Source organism: Microbacterium sp. Se63.02b, from assembly GCF_014171575.1.
GTDB lineage: Bacteria > Actinomycetota > Actinomycetes > Actinomycetales > Microbacteriaceae > Microbacterium.
In genome coordinates this window covers 300,876-322,642 of sequence record NZ_CP050453.1, presented here as the reverse complement: position 1 = coordinate 322,642, position 21,767 = coordinate 300,876, and the positions used below count along the sequence as shown (strand labels likewise).

The following is a 21,767-nucleotide window of genomic DNA, read 5'->3' as shown; positions in this document are numbered from 1 at the left end:
CTACGGCGTTTGGCCTCGAGCTGCGAGAAACTCCGTCGCCGTCTCAACCCGATACCGCTCGTCGACGTAGTTTGCCGGAGTGAGATTTCGGGTTACGAAGAGCGTGCTCAGGCGAAACTGCTCGCCTTCAGGCGGGTCCCCGAGTCCGAGGCGCGTCGCAATGCTCGCGACGTGGAGCGCTAGTTCGCTCTCCTTGCGGGCTAGCTGCGTGGCGTAGCAGGGCTTGGTCCCGCGGTCTCCTACCTGGTCCCGGAAGAAGGCGCGCAGTTGGCGCGCCGTCTCGGCGAATCCGTGAACCGATGCGGGGTCTTTCGCCTCAATCAGCCACACGGTGCTATCGCCAGGGCGTCCGCACACGAGGTCAACTTCGGTTGTGAGAGTCGGCACCCCGAGTCGCGCTTGGTCGTTGGGTTTCACGCGGGCGACCGTGGTGTATCCGAGTTCCTCTAGCCGATCTTGAAGGAACCTTTCGAACCGAATGTTGCGGCGCGCACGGCGGCCCGCAAGCGCGTTGCTGACAGGCTGAGGAACGTCCCCCGCCCAGGGAAGAACTCCTTGGAGGAGGTGGCGGTAGTAGACCTGAAAGGACGTCAGTAGATACTGGGGGCTGACAATAAGTCGTCCGTCCGAGTCTTGCACCAGCGGTTGCACGAGGAGCCGGTGACGCCGTGTGCGCGTTTGCCAGGGCTTCCACTCCACGGCTTGTATCTGGACGGGCGTGCTGGTGAGCATCCGGATAGCGGCTTCGACACGCGTTCTCTGCGACTCATCCGCGCCCTGGCCCAGCGCATCACAGACCCATGCTGTTGCCTCGGCCACGGTGACGTGCGCGGTCGTCCTGCCCGGCTCGAAGGTCTCCCACTTTGCGAGTGCGGCGAGGGTGGAGAGCATGTCCTGCGACGTCGCTCCCCATGCCTGCTGGAACGCGCCCTCGACGTCGTCTCCTTCGTTCGCCTGTTGCAGCGAGTCGTCATCTTGAGTGCCATGCAGCCGAACGCTTGCAGCCGCGCGGCTCAGTTCGTCGTTTCGCAGGCCCCACGCCGATGCGTCGGGATGCGGATCTTCGTCGACGGCGAGCTCGTACATTGGGCTGAGGCTGATGACTGCGGGCGCGACTTGGTGATACATCCGCTCGCTCAGTGTGGTCGCGGTGAGGTACGCATCTGCGGCGGCAAGAAGACCGCTCCACGCCTGAGGAGTGATCGGCTTCGCTTCCGTCGGCTTGTCCAGGATGCGTAAGGCAGCTTCCACCACGATCTCGTTACATTGACGAAGCTGAAGTGTCTCCGCCGAGAGCTCGGCGGTGCGGGTGAGCGGGTCCCATTCGGTAGAGAAGTTCGCGGCGACTCGGGACAGATCGTCTTGCTGATGAATAGCGCTGTCCATCACTCTCGCCAGCTGCTCCATCCCCGTCAACACCACCTCGCTCACGTCGTGTCTCTTGATTCCTTCCATCAGAGTTTCGAGAGCAACCGGCGCAAGATGCTCGCGGATAAGTCGATTCGCGTCGTCCGCTCGGTACTCTCCCGGTTCGACGCCGGCACCGTGGAGTCGTCGCCCCAAAGCCGCAACCATGCGGCTCTCGTCAGAGGGTCGTAGACGCCACGGATCAGGCAGGTGATTGAGAGTGGTCCGCGCCTGCTTCATCTCCAAGATGAGAAAGGGCTTCGCTGTGCGCCACTGGTCGCGGAGCGCCGCCGCCGCTTCGACATCCACGCCTCCCGCGCGGAGCAGATCGAACACTGCGTCCCCTGTTAGGAGATTCGCCGCGTACGGATCTCCATTCGCCGAATCTGCGAATCCCTCGACATCGATGCGCCACAAAAAGTTGACTGGTTCATCGACGGCACGCGCGTGCGGGTCGAGATACGGCGTGACCACGCCGGATGATTCACCCGAGACCGCTTCCGATGTGTGGAGATAGAGGACGTATCCGGGCACATCGATCGCCTGGTGCGCGGAACGCCATCGATCACCAAGCGCAGCAAAGCCGTAGATCAGCCCGCCGCACAAGTCAAAGACGAACCGTCGGTAGTCGGCGGACAGGTCCTCCGAGCTCGCCCGTGCCACAGCGACGGGGGGTTCGGTAAGCGCGAGGGACCAACCGACGACATCCGGCGCGGTATTGACGCCGCGGTCGACGTCGTAGGTGGCGTCACCTTCGAGCGCCGCGACATTGGCGACCGGCCCCGGAGCAACCTCCGCTGCTCGCAGGTCACGAAGCGGAGGGAGCCCGACTCTGAGGAGCGACGCTTCGAGATCCGATAGCTCTACCGCGCGATCCCACTCGGCCTCGCCCGCGTGGGCTTCAAAGTAGATGGCGGTGGGTACCATGCCACCCTTGAAGAACGACTTGCCATTGGCCTTCCATGGCTCCCAGTAGTTGATCGCCTCCCACCCGAAACTCTCGGGGAAATCGGGAGCGCTCAGATCCCGCGCGAATGCGTAGAGATCATCGCGGGACGTGGCCGTTTCTGAGATCCAAGTCAGGTCTTCGAGCGCGAGGTTTGCTTCGCCGAAAGCTTGCGGCACAGCGATGTGACCGGCCGCGGCGAAAACCGTCAGCGGAATGACCTCCGCGCCCGGCCTGATGGTTCCTTGTCGTCCGCCCGCCATGCGCACCGACAGTGGACCGGCGTGCGACCTCATCTGTTTCGCCAGCTCCACTGAGCCGATGCGCGGCGGTGGGGTGGACCCCAGGTCGGGAACATAAATGACCGAGACAGCTATGCATGTGGATGGGTTCACCGGCACCAGCCACTGAACGTCGATCCCTCGAAGCGGGGAATCGACACTTTCGCTGCTGGGAGGGGATTCGATCAAGCTGTTGGAAAAGCGCCATAGGGCCCGGCGGATCTGGTTCAGACAAGAAACCCTGAGGGCTCGTCGCGCATGCCCGTCTCGATCGAGCGCGGATGCCAGTTCTTGTACGGCATGAGCCATGATCTCTGGGATGAAGAGTGGCGGCACCCATCGGAATCCGCCCGCTGAGTCAGCAAAGCGAAGGAACCTCCCGAACGGACTGGACGGACTCTCAGCATCGAATGCGGCCTCACTTGCGGAGATCGTCATCCATTCCAACGCTCGCTTGTCAGCCTCACCGAGTTCGATGTGGTCGAGAGGGCCCAGATTGAGGAAGGCCCGCGTCGCTTCGAACTCAACGTCCGGCAATGAAACCTCATCGTTGAGCTCGAGATCCGGGGCTGGCACCCACGCGTCCGCAAGGTGGCGGACGCAGTAGTCGCCGTACCTCATCGCCACGTTCACCACGTTCGCAATACCGAATCGAAATCGCCTGCGGAGCCGACCGTCTACCGCTTCCGCCATTCTGAGCGCACGCGTGAGGTCGGCTACCGGCCGTTCGGTGAGGCCAGGAACTGCACGCAGCGACTCCGAGCCGACTGCGAGGAAGGCTGTTCGGGTCGGGTCGGTCGGGATGAAGTCCTCACGCGCCGGGCCGATCCCATAGGTGGTAGCCGCTAGATCGGACAGTGCTTGGATCGACGGCAACGGGTGGTAATCGTCTGATGCCGGAGCGGCGGAGGCTCGTAGTGCTGCCGCGAAGCTGCTTCCCAAAGTCACCGATCGATGCCTGTTGCCCGGGGAAGTGGCGGCGGCGAATATCAACGTCCAGAGCTCGTCCGGCTCGTACGCTGAAAAGGCCTGTTCGAGTGCGTCTGGCTCCCGTTGCGTGGCGCTCACCGCGCGCGGTTGAGATCGAGGCCGCTTGTTTCTACGAGAATTTTTGCTCTTCCCCACGCAAGCATTCAAGCGTAGGCCAACGACATCCTCGCTGATTGCTGCGCGTTGAAGACGTTGCCCGCAGGGGAGGAAGGTGGCCAACGGGTGGGGTGCCGCCTTGAATGCGCGGACGATATGCCTCCTTCAGCGCCACCGCTCCCGCGCCAGGGAGCGCTTGACCGTCCGCACCTTGACACCTTCCTCGGATGCATACACGCAAAAGCGCGCGTAAGATAATGCGTGTACGCGCTAACCAGATGACGACGCGAGGAGGCCAGATGGCCGTGAAGAAAAGTCGCACCCGTGCCGCCTCGGCTCGCGTCGCCGGTCACGAGATCGCTGTGAGCCGCGGCACTGTGACAGGTCGATTCCTCGACGGGAAACCAAAGCTCGTCGGGGCGACCAAGGCCCCAGCAAAGACCGACGTACAAGCCGGTGTCGAGCGCCTTGCGCAGGTGGCGAAGACGTCAAACGTCGACGTGTCCGTGTTCAACGCACTCATCGACGAGCTCGCCGATGCGATGACCGACCGTCAATCGACCGAACTGGGCCTCACAGAGCAGGAAGCCAACTTCCTGATCGAGTCCGGCGATTTCACTCCGGAGGAGCTCGCCGAGGCAGCCGCATTCGTCACCAGCGGTGGGCTCGCCAAGCTCGAGCGCGAGACCCACGTGCGAGCCCTAACCAACACGTACACTGCATCCGAAGTCGCAGCGCTACTCGGCATCGATGCCTCCAGTGTGCGTCACCGCCAGAGCAAGAACACCCTGTACAGCTTCCGGGCCGGAAGGATCCGCCTCTACCCTCGATGGCAGTTCATTCCCGGCGCCAAAGTCTCGACGATCCCCCACCTCCCCCTGCTCGTCCGAGCGATCCCATCCGACTGGGATCCGGCCGACGTCGAAGGCTTCATGACGACACCTCAAGACGACTTGCGGTCGACCGATGAGTCTGTCGACCCCAAGGAATGGATGACGCCGATCGAGTGGCTGGCTGCCGCGAAGGACCCTGCACTCGTAGTGGACATCCTCGAAGACGCCGACATCACGTGAGCCCGTCGAACGCGAAGGTCCCCGCAACGCCCCCGGCGTCGCTCACATTCGACGCCGGCGAGCACCTGAGACCCTACGATGGGCTGCTCTGGCGGGTCTTCGCTACAAGGGGTGCTCACCCACAGGCGTGGAATGAGTTGCGGCACTTCGGGCCGATCAGAACCATGCGCTTTGACCCGCATCCCGAGCCGCAGCAGCATCATCCCGACTGTGGCGTGATGTACGCAGCTGCTGGATCTGCAACAGCTCTCGGCGAGGTGTTTCAGAAGGGCCGGCTAATCAATCGGCGCGCTCGCGGAAACACCCTCGCGGCCTGGCGTCCGACGCGGGAGCTTCAGTTGCTGGACCTCACCAGCAACTGGCCTGTGATCAACGGCACGACCTCTTCGATTCAGATGGGGCCCAAGCGATACACCCGGAACTGGGCGAATGCGATTCATGACCAGCTTGGGTCGAGCATCGACGGGCTCTACCATGTGTCGTCGATCGACTTCGGCCCGATGGTGACACTGTTCTCGCCCGCCGAGGACTCGTTCCCGCAGCTGCCGTCGGTGCACACCCGCCTGGACTCATCCAGTGCGAACGTTTACCTAGCGAAAGCCGTGAAGAAACTCGGCTACCGCGTCGAGAAGTAGGCGCCAACCGTCGGTCTCGAGGGGGCGCCGTCCCCGGCGACTGTCGGACCCTATCCGTATGATCTCTTCAGCGGAAGTTCTCGAATGCAGAGAAGTCGCGAACCCGCTTTACACCGGACTTAGTCCGATTTCATCGCGATTCTGACACGACTATCTTCTGCCGGGGACCCGGCAACGCTGAGGCGATCCGCGGGCGATGAGCCAGTCCGCCGCGTCTCGGCTACTTCCCGATCGAGGCGAGAAGGATCCGCACGAGCGTGTCGTGCGCGTCGGCCTCGTCGATGCGCGAGGCGAGCACTGCGCCCGCGAGCACGTCTGCCGAGGCGAACGCCGCCTCCAGGGCGATCGGATCGATGTTCTCGGCGCCGACGACGCGGGCGAGCGCGGCGCGACAGCGCTCCACATACGACGCCACCGACTCGTGACGCATCCGCGCGAGCACCGGCGTGCCCTGGAGAGCGGCGACAACGCCCGCCATCTCCACGCCTTCCGCGCGGGCGCAGGCGATATAGCTCGCCGCGATGACGTCGACGACCCCCTCGGCGTCGGGCCGGGCACTCGCCAGTGCGGTCTCGAGGGACGCATCCTGGCGCTCGTCGAACTGACGGTACAACGCGGCGAAGAGCCCCGGTCGGTCACCGAAGTGCTCGTAGGCGACGGGTTTCGTGATCCCGGCCCGGTCGGCGAGCGCGCCGAGGGTCAGTGCGTCTGCCCCCTCCGCGCGGATCATCTCGCGCGCGACGCTCAGCAGCTGCGCGCGACGGTCGGCCTTCGACAGTCGCGGTCGCGCGCCCTCTCTCGCCTTCGTCATCTCACCCCTTGCGACCCAAAGCTACCATCAGTAAGTTACGGTTGGTAGGTTCCAATACTATCCCGAGCACTACCGCTGCATCCACGATCCGAGGAGAGACATGACCGCCGACCTCCGGCCCACCGCGCACTGGATCTACGCGCATCCGCAGTCGGGATCCCTGAACCGACACCTCTTCGACGCCGGGATCGAGGCGCTCACGCCGCGCTACGACGTGCAGACCTCGGATCTGTATGCCCAGGGCTTCGACCCGGTGCTGGCGCAGCACGACGTCGGCGGACGCGAGGGGAGCATCGTCGACCTGATGGGCGAGGTCCACGAGAAGGGGCTCGCTCCGCACGACGTGCGCAGCGAACAGCGAAAGCTGGAGGCCGCCGAACTGCTCGTGTTCCAGTTCCCCCTCTGGTGGTACGGCGCACCCGCCATCCTCAAGGGCTGGTTCGACCGGGTGTTCACCAACGGCTTCGCCTACGGCGGGGTCGACACGGAAACAGGACTGCCGCTCCGCTACGGCGACGGCGGCCTGAAGGGCAAGCGCGCGCTCCTGGTCGTGACGGCGGGCGAGGATGCGCGGAGCATCGGCGCACGGGGCGTCAGCGGAGACCTCGATTCACTGCTGTTCCCGATCACGCACGGCACGCTCTGGTACACCGGGATCGAATCCCTCGACCTCCACGTCATCCACGATGCCGACGCCCTCGATGCCGCAGCCGTCGCTTCGGAGCGCGACCGGCTCACCACGAGGCTCGCGGGCATTCACGAGGAGGCGCCGTCTCAGCCGTACCGCGCTCTGCGCGACGGCGAGTACCGGGGCACACGGGCCCTACGTGCCGACATCCTTCCCGGACGAACCGATCTCGACATCCACCGCATCGGTATCGTGAACGGCTCCCGCTAGTTGGTGGTGGACGTACCGCCGCTCACCTCCCGGGTCTTGACGGGAGGATTCACCCGAATCGCGCGGCGAGCGAGCTCTCCAACTCGGTCGCCGCGGAACGGACCGCTTCGGTGATCTCCGCCCGATGCTCCTCCGACAGTCGATACGCGGGTGCGACCACCGTGATCGCTCCGATCACCGAGCCCTCGGAGTGGATGCCGGCGGCACTGGCCCACACGCCCTGATCGACCTCGCCGGCACTCTCGGCGTACCCCGACGCGCGGATCTCGTCGAGCTCGTGCTCCAAGCGCTGCCGCACCGGCTTGGTCAGCGTGGAACCGACACGCTGCAGATACTGATTGAGCTTCGCGGGCGGGAGCGAACTGAGCAGCAGCTTTGCAGCGGCACCGCTGTGCAGGGGCATGAGGTGCCCGGGCTGGAATGAGATCGAGATCGGGTGGTCGGACTCGGCGATCGCGAGGCACACCGCGGAGTCGTTGACGCGCCGCAGGTACAACGCCGTCTCCCCGGTGGTCGCGGCCAGCCGGTTCAGGATCGGCTGCGCCTGAGCCCGATAGTCGAAGGTCGCCTCAGCCGCGCGCGCGAGTCGCAGGACCTGCGGCGAAAGCACGAACCGCCCTTTCTCGCGTTCCTCGATCAAGTCCATCTCGCGCAGGAGCGAGATGTAGCGATAGGCGCTCGGCACGGAGATGTCGTGATCCTCGAGCAGGTTCTCGAGCGTCAGCTCAGGCGCGGACTCCGTGAACTGCAGCAGGATCTGCAGTGCACGGCGGGCGCTGTCGACGCCCTTCGTGCGCTGCGGGTGCGCGTCAGCGGGCTTCTCGCCGCCCGCTCGCTCCGCAGGTCCCTGTGCCTCATTCACCATCGGAAGCCTTTCCGTCGCTCTCGTCACGGCTGATGATCATCATCGCCGCATGTCAGACCCGGCGTGCGCTCAACACGGCGAGTGCGGCATCCATGCCGTCTCCGATGTCCACCGGAACCCCGAGATCCGCGAGCGTCCGGCCCAGCGCGGCCAGTCCGATGAGGGAGTGGAGACCTCCCGCCGTGGGTCCCATGTGGGAGAGACGCACGAGGTTGCCCGCCCCCTGGCCGTGCGACAACATCACACCATACACGTCCCGCGCGTGGTCGCGGACGACCGCGTTGTCGATCGAATCGGGCAGTCGGATCGAGGTGACGCACGCCGACATGATCTCCTCGCGGACGGCCCAGAACTCGAGGCCCATCGCCCGCGCACCCGCCCGCGTGACCTGGGCTGCAGCTTCGTGGCGGCCGACCACCGCGTCGATCCCCTCCTCCAGCGCCTGGTCGAGCGCGGACTCGAGTCCGTACATGTCACTCACCGATGGCGTATAGGGGAATCGGCCGTCTCCAAGCCACTTCTCCTTCCAGTCGATCAGCGACAGGTAGGAATCGCGCGGAGCCGCGGGGTTGGCGTAGATGCTCTCCCACGCCCGCGCGCTCACCGAGACGAGGGCGACTCCTGCGGGTCCGCCCAGGCACTTCTGCCCGCCGGCCACACAGATGTCCAACCCCCATGCGTCCGTCTCCCACGGCATCCCCAGCACACCGGAGACCGTGTCGATGTAGGTGAGGATGCCGCGGTCCCGGCACATCGGTCCGATCGCCGCGACGTCGGTGACGGTCCCCGACGGCGTCTCGGAGGCGACGAGGCAGACCATCTGGATCTCGGGATGCGCATCCAGGTACTCCTCGACGCGGGCAGGGTCGACGGCGTCGTCATAACCCACCTGGATCTCGTGGAGAACGGCGCCGAAGCCGGTGATCCAATAGCCGGTCCCCTTGCCGAACACTCCCTGCACCAGATTCAGCACGTGCATCCCGGGCGTGATGAGCGAACGCAGGGCCCCTTCGAGGGCGACGATCGCCTCGCCCTGCATCAGGATGATGTCGTTGCGGGTGCGGAAGATCTCGCCGACCTTCTGCTCCGTCCGGCGGAAGCCCGCCTGGAACTCGGGGTCGTAGTGGTACAGGATCGGGCGGCCGAGCGCCGCCTGGGTCCGCGGGGTGACCGTGACCGGCCCTGCGGAGAGCGTGAAATCGGGAAGTGCCATGGAAGGGTTCCTCTCGGAGTGGACGACGCGCGTCAGCGCGCGCCGCGTGTGTAGGCGGCGCCCAGCGCAGGGGGGACGACCGAGCTGCGGGCGAAGACGATCAGTGTGATCATGACGACCACGAACGGGAGCATCTTGATGAAGTCCGCGGGGACGTTGAACCCGATGACCTGCAGCGCGGGACCGATCGCGACGGCGAGACCGTAGATCAACGAGGTGATGATCACGAGCGACATCCGGCCCCGCGAGAGCATCGTGATCACGATCGCGATGAAGCCCAGGCCGTTCGTGATCATGGGGGTGAAGGTCGAGGTGGTGAGGATCGCGAGATAGGCGCCGCCTAGGCCGACGAACACCCCGTTGAGGATCACCGCCTGCGACCGGGTCTTCATGACGCTGCCGCCCGCGGCGTCGAGAGAGGAGGGTTTCTGGCCCGCCGCCCGCGTCGACAGACCCCAGTTCGTGCGCGTGAGCAGGAAGCCCATCGCGATCACCAGGAGCAGCATGATCCAGAAGACCTCCGACTGCCGGAACACCGCAGGACCGATCACCGGGATCTCCGACAGTCCCGGGATCGCGAGAGCCGGGGGCTTGCCCAGACCCGTCGTGGTCTTGGCGTAGTTCTGGAGATAGAGCACGCTCGTGAGGCCCTCGCCCACCAGCGTCACCGCGAGGCCGATCACGATCTGATTGAGCCCGAGCCAGACGTTCAGGATCAGCATCGCCAGGTTCGCGACGACTCCGCCCACTGCGCCGGCGAGCATACCGAGCCAGAAGTTGCCTGTGACGAGGGTCGCCACGAATCCGGCGTATGCCCCGATCAGCATCACTCCCTCGATACCGAGGTTGAGCACGCCCGCCTGCTCGCCGATGGTCTCACCGGTGGCGGCGAGGATCAGAGGCATCGCCTGAGCGAGGACGGTGACGAGGAACACCGTCACGAACGTCGCAGAGACCAGGTCGGTCATGAGGTCGTCCTTCCGTCGCGGGCGAAGGGGCGCGTGAGGGTGCGGCGCAACCCGGCCGGCAGGTAGCTCTGACCGAGACGGCGTCGGTCGCCGATGTACTCGGTGATGGTCATGAAGATCAGGATGAGTCCGACGATCACGAGCAGGAAGTCGACGTTGAGTCCGGCCTGCTGGGTCGCCAGCGTGCCACCCGTCGCGAGGACCGCATAGAACGCCACCAGCGGAATCGACCCCACCGGACTCAGACGAGCGAGGAACACGAACGGGAGGATCGCGGCGCCGTAGGCCGGGTTCCAGTTCGCGCGCTGATAGCTGTACTGCCCCAGGATGTCGATGGCCCCGGCGAAGGCGATGATGCCGCTCGAGAGCGCGAAGATGAGGATGACCATCCACGTGGAGTTGATGCCCACGTGGCGGGCCGCCTTGGGGCTGGCGCCGAAGACATCGAGGCGCAGCCCGAACGACGTGCGGCTCAGGACGAACTGAGCCAGCACGGCCAGCAGCAGAGCGATGATGAACCCGACATGTATCTCGGTTCCCGGGATGTACGGAAGCAGTTGATCATCCGGGATCACCCGGGTCTGCGGCATCGGGGTATTCGGATCCTTGAGCGGGCCCTTGATCGCCAGGTTGACGACGCCGATCGCGATGAACGACATCACGAGCGAGGTGATGATCTCGTTCGTCCCATAACGCGCCTTCAGGATCGCGGGGATCAGCGACCACACCGCTCCCAGCGCGACGGCGGCGACGAAGATGATGAGCGTCGCGAGCCATGCGGGCATGACGGCGAACAGCACGGGGCCGCTGCCCGAGGCGACCAGGGCTCCGAGGAGGTACTGCCCGTTGTAGCCGAGGTTCCACAGCTGCCCGCGGAAGGCGACGATCAGACCGAGCGCGACGATGAGCAGCGGCGCCATCAGCACGAGGCTGCGTTGCCAGTTGTCGCCCGTGATGCCATAGGTCCACACCCCGACGAAGAAGTCGACGGGGCTGGTGCCCATGGCGAGCATGATCAACCCCGACGTGAGGAGGGCGAGCACCACCGGCAGCACGGAGCGGGCGAGGTCTCCTCCGATGCGTCGCGCACGGCTCGGAGGCACGACCGCCATCGTGGCTGTGGTCGTCGGTCCGGGAGCAGTGGTCGTCATGCGCTCACTCCCTCGATCGCACCGGTCATGTACTGACCCACTTTCTCGGCTGTGCCTGGTCCGTCGTTGGCGACGCTGCCGACGAGACGGCCGCGCGAGATCACTTCGATGCGGTGGGAGAGTTCGACGAGTTCGTCGAGATCCGTGGAGAGGAGCAGCACCGATCCCCCGTTCGCGGCGAAGTCGATCAGGAGCTCGCGCACGAGTCGCACGGTCTTGAGATCGAGTCCGTACGTGGGCTTGTTCACGATCACGAGCCGCGCGCCGTGCGTGAGTTCGCGGGCGAGCAGGATCTTCTGGATGTTGCCGCCCGAGAGCGTGCCGGCGCGCGTGGACGGCGAGGGGGTGCGGATGCCGTACTCCTCGATCAGGCGCTCCGCCTCGGCTTCCACGACCTTGTCCTGGATCTGCCCCCACTTCCAGAACGGACGCTGTCCGATGCGCTTGATCACGAGGTTGAGCGAGACCGCCATCGAACCGACCGTCCCCTCGTGCAGTCGATCGTCCGTCACGTAGCGAAGGCCCAGCTGCTGGCGCCCGCGCACGCCGAGTCGTGTGACGTCCTGGCCGTCGAAGACCACGGTGCCCTGCGAGGCGGGACGCTGCCCGGCGACGACCTCGGCGAGCGCTCCCTGCCCGTGCCCGTCGATTCCCGCGATGCCGAGGATCTCGCCCTCATGCACCTGAAGCGCGGCATCCTCGACTTCGACGTCGCGGCCGATGCCGTGGCTGGACACGCCGACGAGCGACAGGCGCACCGGGCTCTCGCGCCGATCGATCCGAGCGGTCTCCCTGGTGGTCTCGGTCGCCCCGGCGAGCTCGGCCGCGTCGTCCACCTTCGCGAGGTCGTCGCCGAACATCGCATGCAGGATCGCGTCCTGCGCCTGGGTCTCGGAGAAGACGGCGAGTTCGTCGACCGAGATGTGTCCGACGTTGCGTCCCCCGCGCAGAACAGTGACGCAGTCTCCCATCGCGTACGCCTCTCGCAGCTTGTGAGTGATGAAGACGACCGCCAGCCCCTGCGCCTTGACCCGCTCGATGCTCTCCCCGAGGTGCTCGATCGCCTGCGGCGTGAGCATCGACGTCGGTTCGTCGAGGATGAGCAGGCGGCTGCCCTTCCACATCGCCTTCGCGATCTCGACCTGCTGCTGCTGCCCGAGTCCGAGATCGGCGGCGAGCGCGTGCGGCTCGATGCGCGCGCCGAGCAGTTCGGACAGCTCCTCCAGGCGCTGGAGCGCGGACGCCCGGTCGAGGAGGAAGCCGTTCTCGCCCAGCATCAGGTTCTCCAGCACCGTGAACGCCGGCACCAACGTCGAGTGCTGGTGCACGACCCCGATCCCGTGTTCGACCGCCGCCCGCGGCGAGTTGATCGGCGTGAGCGCGCCGTCGATCGAGATCGTTCCGGAGTCCGGCTGCTGCATTCCCGCCAGGATGCTGATGAGCGTGGACTTGCCTGCGCCGTTCTCGCCGAGAAGGCAATGGACCTGACCACTCACGATGTCGAGCGAGATCCGGTCGTTCGCCACGACCCCGGGGAAGGCCTTGGTGATCTCGTGGAGCGAGATCACGCTCGGCTCTGTGGGTGATGTCACGTGCGTCTCCTTGCGGTGGGTGTGTACGCCGGGGCATCGGTGCCGGAACCCGCGCCCCGGCACCGATGGTTGCAACGCGAGGTCAGTCGCCCTTGGCGGCGATGACCTCGTTCACCTGAGCGGCGTTCTCCGCCGCAGTGGGAACGATCGATCCGTCGGCGATGCCCGCCTTCGCGGTCTCGATGGCCGCCTGGATCTCCGCCGTCAGGTTGTCGGTCTCCTGCAGCGAGAGTCCGCCGTTGTCGACGGTGAGGGCGTATCCCTGCTCTCCGAAGGTTCCGGCCTCGACGTCTTCGATGGCCTGCTCGTACGTGGATGCGTAGTTCCACAGCACCGAGGTGAGCAGAACGTCGGTGTTGCTCAGGCCGGCGGTCACGTCGCCGATGTCGGCGATGTACTTGACGCCGTCCGCCGCCTCGACGGCCTGAAGGTAGCCGTGCGTCGCCCCGTCTCCCATTCCGAAGATGACGTCCGCACCAGAGGCGATCAGCTGCTCGGCGGCGGTCTTCCCTCCGGCGGCATCCGCGTATGCCGCCGGGCCGACGGAGGTGTACAGCACGGAGATCGTCGGGTCGACGCTGTACACGCCCTGGGCGAATCCGGATGACATCTTGAACCAGTTGAGGTCGTCGGCCGAGACGACGATGCCGACGGTCTTGCTGGTCGTCGACATGGCGGCGGCGATGCCCGCGAGGTAGCCGCCTTCCTGGGCCTCGGTCTTGGTGACGGCGATCTTGCCCGGGATGTTCTCACCGGCGTCCTGGATCAGGATCGGCACGTCCTTGGCCTGGGCGACGCTGGTGGCGGCGACTCCGTAACCGGAAGCATGGGCGATGATGAACTGCGCTCCGCTGTCGGCCACCTGCCCGAGAACGGTCTCGGTGTTGTCCCAGCCGGCGTCGGGGACGAGCGTGACCTCGATGCCGAGCGACTCCGAGGCGGCGGTCGCGCCGTCGAGACCCGCTTGGTTCCATCCGAAGTCCGACTCGTTCTCGGGGGCGACGAGCGCGAACTGCTCGACGGTCGCTCCCGCTTCGCCGCTCGGTTCGCTCGTGGATGCGTCTCCTCCTCGGCCGCCCGAGCAGGCGGCGAGACCGAGCGCGATGATCGCGATCGTCGCGGCGGTGGCTGTACGTGCACTACGGCGCTGTGGGCCGCTCAGGGTATAAGGCATTGCCGAAGATCCTCTCAGTCGGAAAGTCCCGATCCTCGTCACCGTGCCAGGGCAATCTTTCTCACAATGTGTCGGGATAGCGATACAGTATGAGAAACGCAGCGGCGCGTCAACGGTGAGATCCAGGATTTACACCGCAGAAACACGAACCCTCGATGATGAGGGTGGAGGTTACCCCCATGACCAGGAAGACCCCGAGCGCGTGCATCGCGCTGGCTTTCATTCTCGCGTTGTCCGGCTGTGCAGCACAGCCCGCGCTCTCCGAGCGCGACGCCGCCGCCCTCGCGCAACTGGATGCGATCGCAGGACCCACTTCGGGCGTAGCCGCCGAGGTGACCACCGGCACCGAGTGCTGGCTTCCTTCCGCGCACGCCCTGGAGGAGGGCGTCGACTCCGACACCGCCTGGCGGGTGCTCTGCCGTGTGCATTACACGTCACCGACGGGCGATCGCTACCAGGACACCACCTGCATCGGGGACTTCGCGAGCGACCCCATGCTCGACCATTGCTATCGCTGGACCCACTACGACTTCGCCGAGGTCTTCGAAGACCACCCGGGGGTGAGCACCGGCTGAACGACGAGAGCGCACCGGTGTTTCGACCGTGTGAATCTCGCTCGGAACCTCTTGACACCCTTCCATTGTTCTCATAACTTGAACGTCAATTACCGCAATATGAGAATCTATGGAAGGTGAGGTCAGCGATGACGGACCCGAAGGTCTATCTCCTCGACGGGGGAACCCTCGTCATCGACGAGTCGGACGTGCACTGGCACATCAATGCGGGCAACCCCGTGCGCTTTCCGGTCTACAGCGTGCTCATCGAGCACTCCGACGCCCTCATCCTCTATGACACCGGCTTCGATCTCGACCATGTCAACCGCGTCCTCCCCTTCGAACTGCCGGAGCAGACCGCGGAGCAGACCATCCCGGCGCAGCTCGCGAAGATCGGATACGCGCCGGAAGACGTGGACATCGTCGTCAACTCCCACTTCCACTTCGACCACGTCGGCGGGAACCGATTCCTGACGGAGGCGACGACACTCGTGCACAAGGAGGAGCTCCGCCACGCCAAAGTCCCCGAACCGTTCGAGCGCCTCGGCTACTCCGACCTCTCATTCGACCACGAGACCGTGACATACAAGCCCATCTCTGGTGACTACGAAGTGGTGCCGGGAGTCTGGCTGTTCGAGACGCCCGGTCACACGATCGGGCACTACTCCCTGCTCGTGGAGCTCCAGAACGAGAAGAGCATGCTGTTCTGCGGCGACGCGGCCTACACACGCACGACGCTCGAGAAGGAGTGGATCGCCGGCTTCCACCTCGATCCCACCAAGTCCGTCGAAGCGATCCGCCGCCTGAACTATCTCGCACGCACGAAGAACGCCGATGTGTACCCGTCGCATGAGCTCGAACCATTTTCGACCTGGAAGCTCGCGCCCGAGTACTACGGCGGCAACTGACCTCGAACCCGCGGCCGACCGGCCGCCCCGACTCACCCGACAGCAGGAACAGAAGGAGCAAAACGACATGGCCGAGAAAGAGCAGCGCGTCGCGATCGTCACCGGAGCCGCACAGGGCATCGGCGCGGCGATCGCCGAAGAACTCGCCGCGGACGGCGTGAAGGTCGTCGTCACCGACATCAATGCGGCAGGCGCTGAAGCGGTCGCCGACCGGATCGGAGGGCTGGCGAAAGCCCTCGATGTGAGCGACCCCGAGGCTGTGGCCGCCGTGGTCGCGGAAGTCGCCGACGAACTCGGTCGCATCGACATCCTCGTCAACAACGCCGCACTCGTGCCGCTCACCGCGTGGGAGGACATCACGTTCGAGGAATGGCGCCGCGTCATGTCGGTGAACCTCGACGGCGTGTACCTCATCACCCATGCCGTCACCGAGGTCATGGGACGCGCAGGCTACGGCCGCATCGTCAACATCGCCTCGAACACCTTCGTCGCCGGCACCCCGAACTGCGCGCACTACGTCGCCACGAAGGGCGCCTCGATCGGCCTGGTGCGCGGGTTGGCCGGCGAACTCGGCAAGAACGGGATCACCATCAACGCGGTGGCTCCCGGCATCATCGCGAGCGAGGGCGTGCTCGCCGGACCGCATGTGAACGGATTCGACTTCGTCGTTCCGATGCAGGCGTTCGACCGTCGAGGGCTTCCCCAGGACGTCGCACCGGCCGTCGCGTTCCTGGCGTCCGAGAAAGCGGGCTGGATCACGGGCCAGACGCTCGTGGTCGATGCCGGACACACGCGCAACTGATCCCATGCACGCCGACATCCTCATCATCGGAGCCGGCTCGGCGGGCAGTGTTCTGGCGAACCGCCTGAGCGCCGACCCGTCGCGCCAGGTCGTCGTTCTGGAGGCCGGCGGGCGGGTCGACGATCCCGACATGCGCCGACCCGAGCTGTGGCCGTTCATCCACGGACGCGCGTACGACTGGGGCTACCGGACGACGCCCCAGCCGGGTCTCGGCGGCCGCCGCCTCGACTGGGCGCGGGGCAAGGGCCTCGGCGGATCGAGCCTCGTGCACGCGATGGCCCACATGCGAGGGTGCCGTGCGGACTACGACCGGTGGGTCGAGGCGACCGGCGACGATCGGTGGTCGTGGGACTCGCTCCTTCCCTTCTTCCGCCGGATGGAGACCTTCTCCGGTGGCGCGGACGATATGCACGGCGACACCGGCCCCCTGCCCGTCCTCCTCCCCGGCCCCGAGCTCTCCAGCCCTCTCGTGACGGACTACCTCTCGGCATGGGAGGCACTCGGCGTTCCGCGCATCGCCGACCACAACCGCGGCGAGATGCTCGGCGCCACCCCGAACTCCTCACCGTCCGCGACGGCGAACGCGTCACGGTCTCGGATGTCTACCTCGACCCGGTCCGCGAGCGCCCGAACCTGCACGTCCTCGTGGGAACGACCGTGCACCGACTCGTGATCGATCACGGTCGGGTCACCGGTGCACAGGTGACCCGCGACGGGCACGACGAGGTGATCGAGGCCGACGAGGTCATACTCGCCGGAGGTTCCATCGGCGACCCGCTGCTGCTCATGCGCTCCGGCGTCGGCGACCCCGACGTGCTCGCGGCGGCCGGAGTCGACACCGCGATCGAGTCCCGCGGAGTGGGGTCGAACCTGCACGACCACCTGCTCGGGGCGGGCAACGTCTATCGGTCGCGACGTGCCGTGCCGCCGACGCGCCTGCAGCTCTCGGAATCGATGACCTACTTGTCGCTGGCGGGGCTGTCTCAGACCGAGGGTGCCGCTGACATCGTCGTTGGGTGCGTGGTCGGACCGAGCATCTCGGACGCGTTCCCCCCATCGGAACGCGCGCGTGCCGTGCCCGGCGAGGCCTACACGCTCCTGTTCGGGGTGACGAACCCCAGCAGTCGCGGTTCTCTGCGCATCTCCGGCCCGGACATCGACGACGCACCCGTGATCGACCCCCGGTACCTCGACACCGCGCATGACAGAGCCGCTTTCCGTGCAGCGCTCGCGCACGCCCGGCTCGTCGGCGCGTCCGCCGAGCTTGACGGATGGCGTGACGAGGAATTGCTTCCGGGGGGCGACGCGATGAGCGACACGGAGGCAGATGCCTTCATCGCACGGGCAGCGATCACCCACCATCACCCCGTCGGCACCCTCCGCATGGGTTCGGAAGACCACGCTCCCGTCACTCCCGACCTGCGTCTGCGCGGACTGGAGGGCGTGCACGTCGTCGACGCCTCCGTGATCCCCTCGATCACCGCCGGGCCTGTGCACGCGGCCGTGCTGGCGATCGCAGAGTCGTTCGCCGACACCTACCCGGCATAGCCGGACGCGACGAGAGAGCCCGGACGCGACCAGATGGTCGCTTCCGGGCTCTCTCCTCTCGGATGCCGTTCAGACGTCGACACCGAGGAACAGGCGTTGTGCCGTCCGGTGCATGACGTCTTCGAGGTCGTCGGCGTCGAGACCCGCGAGCTGCACCTTCAGCTGCTCGACCTTCGGCTCATGCCACGGACCGTCGGAACCGTACATGACCCTGTCGGACCCGACCTTCTGCACGGCTTCGAGGATCTTGACGCTCATCGGCATCCCACTGGTCTCGAGCCAGACGTTCGGATGCCTCTGGGCGACGCCGATCGACGCGTCGATGTAGATGATGTTGCCGTGACCCATGTGACCGAGGATGATCTTCGCGTCCTCGTAACGGGCGATGAGTTCCTCGATGCTCCAGGGCAACGAGAAGATCGGGTGGCCGCAGTGGATCAGCGCCGGCAGGTCGCGCTCGATCAGCAGTTCGATGATCGGCCAGACCATGGGGTCGTCCGGATGGAAGCCGTCCATCAAGGGGTGCAGCTTCACGCCGCGGAACTTCGGATCGTCGAGGTAGTCCTTGAGCTCGGGGATCGGGTCCCCCAGCTTGGGGTTGGCCCAGTAGAGGCCGTACGCGCCGGGGATGTCCTGGATGACCCGGCGCACCATCGCGTTGTCCTGGTGGAACACCAGCCCCGTGTCGATGTCGTTCTTCGCCAGATACTCGGCGAGGTGGTCCTCGTCGAGCTTCACGCCGAACGTCGGGAAGTCCCCGACGTGCATGTGGGCGTCGGTGATCGGCATGACCGGATCCTCAGTCGCGGGAGAATGTGCCGACGTAACGGGCCTGCTCGATGATCGAGTCGGCGTACGAGTCGAGGAACTCCTCGCGCGTCGGCGTGCCCTCGACCCTCGTGCTCAGCGCATAGACCCAGAAGTAGTAGTGATGCACGCCGTGGCCGACGGGCGGCTGCGGCCCCGACCACGCGCTCTGCGTCGTGCTGTTGGGCGCTTCACGTACACCGTCGGCAGCGAGGTCGAGCGTCGCGGCGTCGGCGGGGATGCCGTAGACCACCCAGTGAGTGAATCCCTGTGCGAGCGGTGCATCGGGGTCGTGCACGATCACAGCCAGTTCGACGGTCCCCTCGGGCGCTCCGGAGAGCGTCAGCGTCGGCAGTTCGTTGCCTGCGTCGGCGGTGAGCCGGTCGGGGATCCGAGCGAGGCTGTCGAAGTCCGGACTGGAGATGGCGAGCTTGTCGATGAAGAGAGGCATGGCTTCCTTTCGGTCAGAAACCGAGAACGCGGGCGATCTCGGCGGCGACGAGGAGCGGATGCTCCTCGGGGATGTAGTGGTCTGCATCGTCGACGACGACCCAGCGGTCATCCGGACGGTCGGCGATCGCGCGACGCCACGCGGCCTCGCTCACGATGCTGCTGTCGACACCGCGCAGGTGCGTCATGGTCGTCGGCACCGCACGGAATTCGGCGTCCCACGGGGTGCGGAACCCCTCGATGAGCTGCCTCATGGCCCGCTCGTCCGCGCGGGGGATCCAGCGGCCATCGGCCGCTCGCAGGTATCCCCACCGCGCGCGACGTTCGATCGCGCCCGGCAGTATCGCGGGGTATCGCCCACGGAGGTAGTCCTCGATCTCGAGGACGCCGTCGAACGAGCGGAAGCCGGCCGCGACGCGGATGTCGAGCTCGTCGAGGACCGCGGCCTCGACGTAGGGCGTGTAGTCGACCACGACGGCTCCCGACACCCGATCCGGATGCCGGGCAGCGGTGACCCACGCGTTGCGCCCGCCGAGGGAGTGTCCGGCGATCACGGCATCCGCGACGCCCAGGGCATCCAGCACCGTGATCACGTCGTCCGCGAAGTCGAGGGCGGCGTAGCCGGCGACCGGCTTGTCGCTGCGTCCGTGCCCGCGCTGATCGAGGGCGATCACCGTAGCCCGGTCGGCGAGGGCGTCGCCGACCGGTTCCCACACGGCGTGGTTCGCCGATGTGCCGTGCAGGAGCACGACGGCGGGCCCCTCCCCCCGCACGCGGAACGCGATATCGACATCGGCGCCCCGTGTGCGGAAGAGTCCGTCCTCGATGCGCTCGACGGCTGCCGTGGCTGTCATCACACCTCAGGGATGGACGACAGCGTCTTGCGCGCCGCGATGAGGCCCGTGATGATCTCCTTGCGCTTGGCGTCGACGTCGCCGGGGCCGTACTCGTACATCCCGCTGCCGGACTTGAAGCCGAGCTTCCCTTCGGCGATCTTGTCGAGGATCAGCTTCGGCGTCTCGGTGCTCGCATCGAGCTCCTTGTTGAGGTAGCCGGAGACCGCCTGGTAGATGTCGAGTCCTGCCATGTCGAGCAGGCGGGTGGGGCCGACGACCGACAGCTTGTAGCCGATGCCCCACTTGACGCACGCGTCCAGCCCCTCGGGAGTCACGACGCCTTCGTCCAACAGCGCCATGCATTCGCGGAGGATCGCGTACAGGACGCGGTTCTCGACGAATCCGGGGATCTCCTTCTCGAGGACGGGCACGTAGTCGAACGCCTTGACGATCCCGATGAGTTCGTCGACGAGTGCGGGATCGGTGTCCTCGCCGGGAATGACCTCGATCATCGGGATCAGGTGCGGCGGGTTCGACCAGTGCATTCCGATCAGTCGCCCAGGACGGGTCATGGTCTTGCCCATCGTGGTGATCGGGATGCCGGAGGTGTTGGTGGCGATGATGACGTCGTCGCCGATGCGCGCCTCGAGGTCGGCGAGGACCTTCTGCTTGAGATCGAGGCGCTCGGGTACGGCCTCGATGATCAGCTCCGTCCCTTCGAGCGCCACGTCGAGGTCGGTACCGAACGCGACGGATCCGCCGGGCGCGGATGGGGAGTCGACGGCCGCGAGAACGCCCTGCACGACGCCGTAGGCCGCTTCGGCCCGCTCGATGGCCTCGGTGGAGATGTCATACAGGCGCACGGTCACGCCCGCACGGGCGAGAGTGGCGGCGATGCCGGGACCCATGGTTCCGGAACCCACGACGGTGGCGATGCGGGGAAGGCTGCTCATGATCGTTGCTCTCTTTCGGTTGGTGCGGGTCAGATGGCGGGCGGGAGGGCGATGGGGGAGATTCCGATGCCGTAGGCGGCTTCGACCCGCTCGAGGCGGCGATTGAAATAGGTCCAGAAGTTGTGCTGGGCCTTCGCGGGGTAGATCCGGTCGAACTTCTCCTTCGTCTCTTCCGGAGTGGGCTCGATCGGGGTGAAGCCGGCTGCGCCGAGGTCGACCTGGAAGCGCGCCGCCTTCTCGAGGAAGATCCCCGTGAGCGTGACCTCGGCGACCGTCGATCCGACGAACGCGATGCCGTGGTTGGCGAGGAGCAGCGCCTGGGCGTCACCGAGCGCTGCGGCGGCTGCCACGCCGAGCGGGACCGTGGTGATGATGTGGCTCGTCTCGGCGAAGCGCGGTACGCCTTCGTACGCGAACCACACGCCGTGGTTGTTGTAGGGCTTGAGCTGCTCCTGCGAGGCGCCGAGCAGGGTGGAGAAGTGGGCATGAGAGTGCCCCACGAAGTTGACGTCGGGTCGCGCCTTCATGATCTCCGCATGCAACGGCCATTCCAGGTGCCGCAGGCCGGTCCCCTCGAGCACCGCACCGTCGAAGTCGATCAGGATGAAGTCGTCTCCCTCGACCTCGCTCAACGCGAGATTGCCGCGCTTGAGCCACAGTCCTCGCCCGAACGGGTCTCGAAACGAGAGGTGTCCCATCGACATGTCGCCGTGGCCCTCCAGCTCGAGGATGCGGTGGGCGCGCGCGACATCCGCGAGCACGCTGGCGATGGACTGGTCCTCGTAGTACTGCGAATGCGTGTACGTCAC

Annotated in this window: 21 protein-coding genes and 1 pseudogene; 9 read left to right on the top strand and 13 right to left on the bottom strand. The window is 66.1% G+C overall.

Translation table 11 applies throughout. The annotated features are described in order from the left end of the window. A complete protein-coding gene (locus G4G29_RS01625) occupies positions 1–3,702 on the bottom strand; it encodes a hypothetical protein (RefSeq protein ID WP_183151615.1) in 3,702 nt (1,233 codons plus the stop codon). Positions 3,703–4,019: 317 nt separating this feature from the next. Here G4G29_RS01625 and G4G29_RS01620 point away from each other — a divergent pair, with 317 nt between their 5' ends. Both G4G29_RS01620 and G4G29_RS01615 read left to right on the top strand, forming a co-directional pair. Then, positions 4,020–4,793, top strand: a complete 774-nt coding sequence (locus G4G29_RS01620; RefSeq protein WP_183151614.1) for a hypothetical protein — start codon at positions 4,020–4,022, stop codon at positions 4,791–4,793. Next, positions 4,709–5,428 (top strand): RES domain-containing protein, encoded by a 720-nt coding sequence (locus G4G29_RS01615; RefSeq protein WP_244632317.1) that lies wholly within the window; start codon positions 4,709–4,711, stop codon positions 5,426–5,428. The genes G4G29_RS01620 and G4G29_RS01615 overlap by 85 nt, the downstream gene beginning before the upstream one ends. 220 nt (positions 5,429–5,648) lie before the next feature. On the opposite strand, the gene G4G29_RS01610 is transcribed toward G4G29_RS01615, so the two are convergent. Next, the gene (locus tag G4G29_RS01610; RefSeq protein ID WP_183151612.1) at positions 5,649–6,239 is read right to left on the bottom strand and encodes a TetR/AcrR family transcriptional regulator; all 591 of its coding nucleotides are present in this window, start codon (positions 6,237–6,239) and stop codon (positions 5,649–5,651) included. A gap of 100 nt (positions 6,240–6,339) precedes the next feature. Here G4G29_RS01610 and G4G29_RS01605 point away from each other — a divergent pair, with 100 nt between their 5' ends. Next, positions 6,340–7,137, top strand: coding sequence for an NAD(P)H-dependent oxidoreductase (locus G4G29_RS01605; protein ID WP_183151611.1), 798 nt, complete (start codon positions 6,340–6,342; stop codon positions 7,135–7,137). 49 nt (positions 7,138–7,186) lie between these two features. Here G4G29_RS01605 and G4G29_RS01600 read toward each other — a convergent pair whose 3' ends face one another. The 6 genes from G4G29_RS01600 to G4G29_RS01575 form a co-directional block, all read right to left on the bottom strand. After that, positions 7,187–8,002, bottom strand: coding sequence for an IclR family transcriptional regulator (locus G4G29_RS01600; RefSeq protein WP_183151610.1), 816 nt, complete (start codon positions 8,000–8,002; stop codon positions 7,187–7,189). 52 nt (positions 8,003–8,054) lie between these two features. Then, entirely contained in the window at positions 8,055–9,215 is a 1,161-nt protein-coding gene (locus tag G4G29_RS01595) for an alanine--glyoxylate aminotransferase family protein (RefSeq protein WP_183151609.1), read from the bottom strand. Between the two features lie 32 nt (positions 9,216–9,247). Beyond that, positions 9,248–10,183 (bottom strand): ABC transporter permease, encoded by a 936-nt coding sequence (locus G4G29_RS01590; RefSeq protein WP_183151608.1) that lies wholly within the window; start codon positions 10,181–10,183, stop codon positions 9,248–9,250. Further along, a complete protein-coding gene (locus tag G4G29_RS01585) occupies positions 10,180–11,334 on the bottom strand; it encodes an ABC transporter permease (RefSeq protein ID WP_183151607.1) in 1,155 nt (384 codons plus the stop codon). The genes G4G29_RS01590 and G4G29_RS01585 overlap by 4 nt, the downstream gene beginning before the upstream one ends. Next, positions 11,331–12,926: an ABC transporter ATP-binding protein gene (locus G4G29_RS01580; protein WP_183151606.1), complete on the bottom strand. Its 1,596-nt coding sequence runs from the start codon at positions 12,924–12,926 to the stop codon at positions 11,331–11,333. The genes G4G29_RS01585 and G4G29_RS01580 overlap by 4 nt, the downstream gene beginning before the upstream one ends. An 82-nt stretch (positions 12,927–13,008) precedes the next feature. Then, positions 13,009–14,100: a BMP family ABC transporter substrate-binding protein gene (locus G4G29_RS01575; RefSeq protein ID WP_183151605.1), complete on the bottom strand. Its 1,092-nt coding sequence runs from the start codon at positions 14,098–14,100 to the stop codon at positions 13,009–13,011. A 179-nt stretch (positions 14,101–14,279) separates the two neighbouring features. Between G4G29_RS01575 and G4G29_RS01570 the strand changes: the two genes are divergently transcribed. From G4G29_RS01570 to G4G29_RS21015, 6 genes and pseudogenes are all read left to right on the top strand, one after another. Continuing rightward, a complete protein-coding gene (locus tag G4G29_RS01570; protein WP_183151604.1) occupies positions 14,280–14,675 on the top strand; it encodes a hypothetical protein in 396 nt (131 codons plus the stop codon). 128 nt (positions 14,676–14,803) lie between these two features. Then, positions 14,804–15,562, top strand: a complete 759-nt coding sequence (locus G4G29_RS01565; protein WP_183151603.1) for an N-acyl homoserine lactonase family protein — start codon at positions 14,804–14,806, stop codon at positions 15,560–15,562. Positions 15,563–15,629: 67 nt separating this feature from the next. Next, a complete protein-coding gene (locus G4G29_RS01560) occupies positions 15,630–16,364 on the top strand; it encodes an SDR family oxidoreductase (RefSeq protein WP_183151602.1) in 735 nt (244 codons plus the stop codon). Then, positions 16,342–17,037 (top strand): GMC family oxidoreductase N-terminal domain-containing protein, encoded by a 696-nt coding sequence (locus G4G29_RS21020; protein ID WP_345941140.1) that lies wholly within the window; start codon positions 16,342–16,344, stop codon positions 17,035–17,037. The genes G4G29_RS01560 and G4G29_RS21020 overlap by 23 nt, the downstream gene beginning before the upstream one ends. Continuing rightward, positions 16,989–17,189 (top strand): annotated as a pseudogene (locus tag G4G29_RS23255) (GMC family oxidoreductase N-terminal domain-containing protein); the annotation flags it as partial. The gene G4G29_RS21020 and the pseudogene G4G29_RS23255, both read left to right, overlap by 49 nt. A gap of 129 nt (positions 17,190–17,318) precedes the next feature. Next, positions 17,319–17,912, top strand: a complete 594-nt coding sequence (locus G4G29_RS21015) for a GMC oxidoreductase (RefSeq protein ID WP_244632638.1) — start codon at positions 17,319–17,321, stop codon at positions 17,910–17,912. 69 nt (positions 17,913–17,981) lie between these two features. Here G4G29_RS21015 and G4G29_RS01550 read toward each other — a convergent pair whose 3' ends face one another. Genes G4G29_RS01550 through G4G29_RS01530 form a run of 5 tightly spaced genes read right to left on the bottom strand, consistent with a single transcriptional unit; the run spans position 17,982 to position 21,767 of the window. Further along, positions 17,982–18,701, bottom strand: a complete 720-nt coding sequence (locus G4G29_RS01550; protein WP_183151601.1) for an amidohydrolase family protein — start codon at positions 18,699–18,701, stop codon at positions 17,982–17,984. 10 nt (positions 18,702–18,711) lie between these two features. After that, positions 18,712–19,170 carry a YbhB/YbcL family Raf kinase inhibitor-like protein gene (locus tag G4G29_RS01545; protein ID WP_183151600.1) on the bottom strand — a complete coding sequence of 153 codons (459 nt, stop codon included), beginning with the start codon at positions 19,168–19,170 and terminating at the stop codon, positions 18,712–18,714. Between the two features lie 13 nt (positions 19,171–19,183). After that, positions 19,184–20,023, bottom strand: a complete 840-nt coding sequence (locus G4G29_RS01540) for an alpha/beta hydrolase (protein ID WP_183151599.1) — start codon at positions 20,021–20,023, stop codon at positions 19,184–19,186. Further along, positions 20,023–20,958 carry a 3-hydroxyacyl-CoA dehydrogenase NAD-binding domain-containing protein gene (locus tag G4G29_RS01535; protein ID WP_183151598.1) on the bottom strand — a complete coding sequence of 312 codons (936 nt, stop codon included), beginning with the start codon at positions 20,956–20,958 and terminating at the stop codon, positions 20,023–20,025. Before G4G29_RS01535 ends, G4G29_RS01540 begins: the two co-directional genes overlap by 1 nt. Positions 20,959–20,987: 29 nt before the next feature. After that, positions 20,988–21,767, bottom strand: coding sequence for a class II aldolase/adducin family protein (locus tag G4G29_RS01530; RefSeq protein ID WP_183151597.1), 780 nt, complete (start codon positions 21,765–21,767; stop codon positions 20,988–20,990).